Below are 7,479 nucleotides of genomic sequence, written 5' to 3' on the forward strand. Positions count from 1 at the left end.
GAACATGGGGGGACCACCCTCCAAGCCTAAGTACTCGTGCATGACCGATAGCGAACTAGTACCGTGAGGGAAAGGTGAAAAGCACCCCGATGAGGGGAGTGAAACAGTACCTGAAACCGAATGCCTACAATCAGTTGGAGCCCTTCGGGGTGACAGCGTACCTCTTGTATAATGGGTCATCGACTTAATGTGTGATGCAAGCTTAAGCCGTTAGGTGTAGGCGCAGCGAAAGCGAGTCTGAATAGGGCGATTTAGTATCACGCATTAGACCCGAACCCCGGTGATCTAGGCATGGCCAGGATGAAGGTGGGGTAACACCCACTGGAGGTCCGAACCGGTCAACGTTGAAAAGTTGTCGGATGAGCTGTGTTTAGGGGTGAAAGGCCAATCAAACCGGGAAATAGCTGGTTCTCCGCGAAAACTATTGAGGTAGTGCCTCAAGTATTACCACGGGGGGTAGAGCACTGGATGGGCTAGGGGGTCGCGAGATCTACCAAACCTAACCAAACTCCGAATACCCGTGAGTACAGCTTGGGAGACAGACGGTGGGTGCTAAGGTCCATCGTCGAGAGGGAAACAGCCCTGACCAACAGCTAAGGTCCCCAAATCGTGTCTAAGTGGGAAAGCATGTGGAAGTCCCAAAACAACCAGGAGGTTGGCTTAGAAGCAGCCATCCTTTAAAGAAAGCGTAACAGCTCACTGGTCTAGATAAGGACTTCTGCGGCGAAGATGTAACGGGGCTCAAGACACGTACCGAAGCTTTGGGTGTGCACTTTGTGCACGCGGTAGCGGAGCGTTCCGTAAGCCTGTGAAGCAGTCTGGTAATGGGCTGTGGAGGTATCGGAAGTGCGAATGATGACATGAGTAGCGATAAACAGGGTGAGATGCCCTGTCGCCGAAAGCCCAAGGGTTCCTACGCAAGGCTAATCCGCGTAGGGTGAGCCGGTCCCTAACACGAGCCCGAAGGGGGTAGTGGATGGAAATACGGTTAATATTCCGTAGCCTGTTGGTGTGTGACGGATCTCGTGTGTTGTCTGGACTTATTGGATTGTCCGGGCTTCGAAGAGGTTCCAGGAAATAGCCCCAACTTATAGACCGTACCCGAAACCGACACAGGTGGGCTGGTAGAGTATACCAAGGCGCTTGAGTGAAGTCTCCTGAAGGAACTCGGCAAATTGCCTCCGTACCTTCGGAAGAAGGAGGCCCCATGTTAAGGCAACTTTTCATGGGGGGCACAGGCCAGGGGGTAGCGACTGTTTAACAAAAACACAGGGCTCTGCTAAGTCGGCTTCAAGACGACGTATAGGGCCTGACGCCTGCCCGGTGCCTGAAGGTTAAGTGGAGGAGTGCAAGCTCCGAAATGAAGCCCAGGTAAACGGCGGCCGTAACTATAACGGTCCTAAGGTAGCGAAATTCCTTGTCGGGTAAGTTCCGACCTGCACGAATGGCGTAACGACTTCCCCACTGTCTCCAGGAGATGCTCAGCGAAATTGAATTCCCCGTGAAGATGCGGGGTACCCGCGGTTAGACGGAAAGACCCCGTGCACCTTTACTGCAGCTTCAGAGTGGTATGAGGAATGGACTGTGTAGCATAGGTGGGAGGCTTTGAAGCATGGGCGCCAGCTCGTGTGGAGCCAACAAGTGAAATACCACCCTGTTCGTTTCTTATATCTAACCTGCTCCCATGAAACTGGGAGAGGGACCCTCTGTGGCGGGTAGTTTGACTGGGGCGGTCGCCTCCTAAAGAGTAACGGAGGCGCGCGAAGGTTGGCTCAGGACGGTTGGAAACCGTCTGTTAGAGTGCAATGGCATAAGCCAGCCTGACTGTGAGACTGACAAGTCGAGCAGAGACGAAAGTCGGTCATAGTGATCCGGTGGTCCCTCGTGGACGGGCCATCGCTCAACGGATAAAAGGTACGCCGGGGATAACAGGCTGATAACCCCCAAGAGCTCATATCGACGGGGTTGTTTGGCACCTCGATGTCGGCTCATCACATCCTGGGGCTGGAGCAGGTCCCAAGGGTTTGGCTGTTCGCCAATTAAAGTGGTACGTGAGCTGGGTTCAGAACGTCGTGAGACAGTTTGGTCCCTATCTGCCGTGGGCGTCGAGATTTGAGAGGAGTTGTCCCTAGTACGAGAGGACCGGGATGAACATACCTCTGGTGCACCTGTCGTCACGCCAGTGGCGCAGCAGGGTAGCTATGTATGGACGGGATAACCGCTGAAAGCATCTAAGCGGGAAGCCTCCCTCAAGATAAGATCTCATCGAGTCGTAGAAGACCACTACGTTGATAGGCCGGGTGTGTAAGTGCAGTAATGCATTCAGCTAACCGGTCCTAATTACTCTGGTCACGCTTGAAGACTCCACCATCAACGACATCACTGTAGTTCCAATGCACGGATCATCATCGTTCAATCCCTTTTCGCCGGCTTCATGGCTTGGTGGTCATAGCGCCTGTGACCCACCCGATCCCATCTCGAACTCGGCCGTGAAACCAGGCAGCGCCAATGGTACTATCGCTCAAGCGATGGAAGAGTAGGACGCCGCCAGGCCTTGCAGCCGGCGATCAGGAAAACCCATTCACTTGTCACACACGCTTTTGAGGCGTCTCCCGCCTCTGTCGCGGGGTGGAGCAGCCCGGTAGCTCGTCAGGCTCATAACCTGAAGGTCACAGGTTCAAATCCTGTCCCCGCAACCACTGATGTACCAATTCCCTCGCCACTAACGTGGCGGGGGAATTTTTCGTTTTGCCGGCAGCTGCGCCATCGCGGCCGCTGACCCTGTCTCGCAAAATGGGTCCGGCTTGAATGAACATGATCATGGCAAGTGAAGGGGCCGCACCCGATCGGCTTTAGCGGCGAAAATCCGCCGGGTTGAGGCCGTGGCGGTTCAGCTTGTCGTAGAGAGTCTTGCGGGGGATGCCGAGCAGGCGCTGCACGTCGGCAATGCGGCCACCGGCGGTGGTCAGGGCTTCCCGGATCATGCCGGCTTCGATAACCGCCATGCGCTCCGCCAGGCTGGTAGGACTGCCGCCCACAGCCACTTCGCGATTGAGCCCGAGAGCATTCCGCTCGGCAAAGTGCGCCAGTTCGCGCAAGTTTCCGGGCCAGTCATGGCCGAGGAGATGGGCGCGCGTGGTGGCGTCGACCATGGGAGGTTGCACATTGAAGCGGCGTGCGGCCTCCGCGGCGAGACGCCCGTAGAGCAAGGGCACGTCGTCGCGACGTTCGCGCAGCGGCGGGATCCGGATGCGGATGGCGCCGAGCCGGAACATGAGCTCGGCGCGCAGCCTTCCGGCAGCAACATCGAGGCCAGGATCGTTGCTGGTCGTGGCGATGACCCGCACATCGATGCTGCGGGGGCTGTTGCTGCCATTGGTGACGAACTCGCCGATTTCCAGGGCTGCACCAAGGCGGATCTGGGTGGCGATCGGCATGCTCTCGACGCCGTCCAGAAACAGTGTACCGCGGTTGGCGAACTCGATACGGCCGATCCGGCGGCGGCTGGCGGGCCCGTCTTCGGTACCGAACAGCTCGTCCTCCAGCGGGCCTTGCGGCGCTGCGGCGCAATTGACGCTGGCGAATGCCCGCGAGCGGCGGCGGCTGCTGTCGTGGAGCAGCCGCGCGATGCGATCGCGTCCCGTTCCGGATTCTCCCTCTATCAGCACATCGATCTCGGCATCGCCGATATGCGCGAGGGTGGAGCGGAGCTGTGCCATGGCCGGACTTTCACCGACCAGCGGCAGCAGCGTACTTGGCTGAGGAGTGGCTTCGAGTGCGGCTGCGCGAAGCTGGCGATTGTCGAGGACAAGGCGGCGCTTTTCCATGGCGCGAGCCAGGCTGCCAAGCAGCCTGTCCATGGCGAAGGGCTTGGCGACGAAATCATAGGCACCCTGATGCATGGCCGCGACGGCATCGCTGATATTGCCATGGCCGGTAATGAGGATGACCGGGATATCGGCATCGCGGGCGAGAAGGGCGGAAAAGAACTGCCAGCCGTCCATGCCCGGCATGCGCAAGTCGCTCACCACCACGCCGGGAAACTCGGCATCGGCTGCAGCGAGCGCAGCACCCGCATCACTGAAGACGGCAACGCTGTATCCGGCCAGTTGCAGGCCTTGCTGGATGGCGATCGCCAGGTCCTTGTCGTCCTCCACGAGGATGATGTGGCCAGCGTTCATGCGATGTCTCCCATGCCTTGGGCGGCCGGCAGGGTGACCGCGAAGGTGGCGCCGCGTCCGTCGTTTCGGCCGGTCGGCAGCAGGCGCAGATCGCCGCCGAGCGCCCGGCAGATGTCCCGCGAGATGACGAGGCCGAGGCCGAGACCGCGGGCCTTGCTCGTTTGGAACGGGGTGAAAAGCGAGGCGGCGATCTCGGGTGCCACGCCTGGGCCGGTGTCGGTGACCGAGAGCATGATATCCTTGCCGGAGCGTGCGGCCTCGATGAAGACACAGGCGCCTTCAAGATCGGCCTCCACCGCTTCGAGCGCATTCTGCAGCAGATTGACGAGAACTTGTTCGAGGCGAACCCTGTCGGCGATCACCGCAAGATCACACGCAGCCCTGCGCTTGATCCGCACGCCGGACTGCTGCTGGTGGGCACTGACGAGCATCAGCGCGCCGTCGATTGCATCATCGACCCGGACACAAGCGATGGCGCCATCCGATTTGCGGGCGAAATCACGCAGCTCGCCGGTGATGCGTCCGATCCGTTCGGTAAGCGCCACGATGGTCGCCAATGCGGTCGTGGCGGAGGCGGTGTCGCTGCGGGCAAGGAAGACCGTTGCGTTGTGAGCCCAGGTCGAGATGGCAGCGACGGGCTGGTTGATCTCGTGGGTGACCCCCGCTGCGACCTGGCCGAGAATGGTGAGCCGGTTGGCTTGTTCAAGTTCGAGATGGAGCAGCAACAGGGCGGCTTCGGCGCGGCGACGCTCAGCGATTTCGGAAGTAAGCTTGCTGTTGGCCTTGCTGAGAGCACGGGTCCGCGATGCGACCTTTGCCTCGAGCTCGAGCTGGGCGGCGGCACGGGCGGCAATGGCGAGGTTGCGGCGCCGCAGGATTGCCCACAGGCCGAGCGCGCACAAGGCAGAGGCAAGCAGGGTGAGCGCGCGGGCGGCGGCCACGGCGCCGCCGATATCGCGCGTGCGAAGGACGGTGAGGGTCCAGCCGGGAATGGTTATGGGCTTGTTGATCGCGACGAAATCGGCCGGCCTTCGGCCTGGCAAGGTGGCGCTCACCAGCATGTCGCCGCTTGCCAGCGGGCGGATCGGCAACTGTGCCGCCTGCTTGAAGCGCCAAGCCTCGACACTCGTGATAAGCACAACCCCATCGGCGCCCGTGACGAAGACCGGCGTCTGGGCGCTACGCCATTCGGTTTCAAGCGACGAGAAGTCGATCTTCGTGACGACCACCCCGAGCGCCTTGCCGTCGCTGTCGACTCTGGACGAGAGATAGAGCCCGGGGCGGTGGGTGGTGTTGCCGAGTGCGAACTGCTCACCGCTGCCGTTGCGCATGGCGGCGGCGAAATAGCTGCGGAAGCTGAATTCGCGCCCGACGAAGCTTTCAGGCGTTTCGGAGTTGCTCGCGGCAATGGTGCGGCCGCGCGGATCGATGACATAGATGGCAGCGGCACTGGTGCGTTCGGCGAGGCGTGCCAGCTTGAGATCCAGCCGATGGCGGACATCGCGATCGGAATTGCCGAGCGCGCCCCGGACGTCTCCATCGCTGGCGAGAACCAGCGGCAAGGCGCGAAAGCGCTCGAGCGCGCTCTGCAGCACGGCTTCGAAAAGGCTTGCCGAAATGCTCGCCTGGCGGACAAGTGCGGCATCGGCATTGCGCGCGGCAACGACACCGGCGATCCAGGTTGCAACCGCCACGACGAACAGGCCGAACACGATGTTGCGCACAGTGCCATCTGCCGGCGGCGCTCCGATACCGGATGATTCGTGTGGCAGAAGCCGCCCTCGCGCAAGAAAAGAATGCCGGGACATGCTATGCAGAAACTGGGCGGATTACCACACACCCATGGGGCACTTTGTGCCGAACCTCGCACAGCGCTTGGCTCCAGTATGTGCAAAAGTTGTTTATTATCAACGCTCTGATGATTGAAAAAAATAATTTGCATCATCGAATATTTGCCGGGATGATTTGATCAGGCGGAGCGGCCATCGGAGCCGGAAAAAAGCTTCAGCATTGGGGGGGGATTTGTGTGTTGACGAGCGGTTCCGCTCGCCAACCCAGGTAAAATGCGCGTTGGTAATTTTCAATTCTGGGGGAAAGCACATGAGCAACGGGACGCATTACTTGCGTGATTTGCTGAGGGCATCAGTTTGTCTTTCCGCTTTGTTGATGGGGACCATGGCCAGCGCGCAAACAGCGGAAAAGGCGGCCAGCGAGCCAGCCGAGGAGGAGTTGATCAACGTCATAGGCACGCGGGTGGTGCGCGACGGCTATCAGTCACCGACCCCGGTTTCGGTGGTGGGGGCCGACGAGATCCTGCGGTCCGCGACCCCGAACATCGCCGATTATGTGAACACGCTTCCCGCCCTTTCGGGCAGTTCCACGCCGCGTACGACGGTGGCGCAGGTGGGTGCGGGCCGACAAGGCATCAACTCGATGAACCTGCGCGGCATCGGCGATGTGCGCACACTGACCCTGCTCGACGGGCGCCGTGTCGGCGGCATGATCAACACCGGCGCAGTCGATGTCAGCAGCCTGCCGCAGCAGTTGATTACGCGCGTCGATGTGGTGACCGGGGGTGCTTCGGCCTCCTATGGCTCGGACGCGCTGTCAGGCGTCGTCAACTTCGTGCTCGACACCAAGTTCACGGGCTTCAAGGGCCAAGTCTCGGGCGGTGTGACCACCTATGGCGACAACCGCAACTGGCAGATCGCACTGACATACGGCACCAGTTTCGCCGACGGCCGTGGCCATTTCCTGCTCAGCGGAGAAGTGGCGCACGAAGACGGCATCTATGATGCCAGCAATCGCTCATGGACCGACGCCGGCTGGGCCTACATCAACAACCCCACCTATACGGCGACCAACGGCCAGCCGCGGGTGCTGTTGCGGCCGGGGGTCGGGCTCACCACCTCGACACTCGGCGGCGCCATCGCCTGCTCGGCGACCTCGGCCTGTTCGTCGCTGCGGGGGATCGCGTTTGGCCCCGGTGGCACGCCGTACAATCTCGTTTTTGGTCCGATAGTGTCCGACCCGATCATGGCTGGCGGCACCCTGGGCGACAACAATGTGCGCAGTGGTTCCATCGAGAACAGCATTTTGCCCGAACAGAATCGACGGAACCTTTTCTCGCGCGTCAGTTTTGACGTGGCCGATGATTGGAATCTCTATGCAGAAGGCATGTATGCTTATCAGGATACCGACACCCGTAATTACCCACCCCCTGCGTTGAGCTATCCGGCGGAGACAGCGCCGAGGATGGTGTTGTAGGGATTGGCCCCGGACAGTCGCGCAGTATCGA

General features: G+C 60.4%; 3 protein-coding genes, 1 tRNA gene and 2 rRNA genes (1 of these 6 cut by a window edge). 4 read left to right on the plus strand and 2 right to left on the minus strand.

The window, feature by feature from the left end; translation table 11 throughout:
* From FHS79_RS09055 to FHS79_RS09065, 3 genes are all read left to right on the plus strand, one after another.
* Positions 1-2,360, plus strand: a 23S ribosomal RNA gene (locus tag FHS79_RS09055); it begins 427 nt to the left of the window's first position.
* A 78-nt stretch (positions 2,361-2,438) separates the two neighbouring features.
* Positions 2,439-2,553, plus strand: a 5S ribosomal RNA gene (gene rrf, locus FHS79_RS09060).
* Between the two features lie 69 nt (positions 2,554-2,622).
* Positions 2,623-2,699 (plus strand) — tRNA-Met (locus FHS79_RS09065).
* A gap of 153 nt (positions 2,700-2,852) precedes the next feature.
* On the opposite strand, the gene FHS79_RS09070 is transcribed toward FHS79_RS09065, so the two are convergent.
* Positions 2,853-4,181, minus strand: coding sequence for a sigma-54-dependent transcriptional regulator (locus FHS79_RS09070; protein ID WP_184198604.1), 1,329 nt, complete (start codon positions 4,179-4,181; stop codon positions 2,853-2,855).
* On the minus strand, positions 4,178-5,905 hold the full coding sequence (locus tag FHS79_RS09075; RefSeq protein WP_207792285.1) for a sensor histidine kinase: 1,728 nt from the start codon (positions 5,903-5,905) through the stop codon (positions 4,178-4,180). Before FHS79_RS09075 ends, FHS79_RS09070 begins: the two co-directional genes overlap by 4 nt.
* Before the next feature lie 298 nt (positions 5,906-6,203).
* On the opposite strand from FHS79_RS09075, the gene FHS79_RS09080 reads away from it, so the two are divergent.
* Complete coding sequence (locus FHS79_RS09080) at positions 6,204-7,448, plus strand: TonB-dependent receptor plug domain-containing protein (RefSeq protein WP_207792286.1); 1,245 nt, start codon at positions 6,204-6,206, stop codon at positions 7,446-7,448.
* The last annotated feature ends 31 nt before the right edge of the window (positions 7,449-7,479 follow it).

Source organism: Polymorphobacter multimanifer, from assembly GCF_014205635.1.
Lineage (GTDB): Bacteria > Pseudomonadota > Alphaproteobacteria > Sphingomonadales > Sphingomonadaceae > Sandarakinorhabdus > Sandarakinorhabdus multimanifer.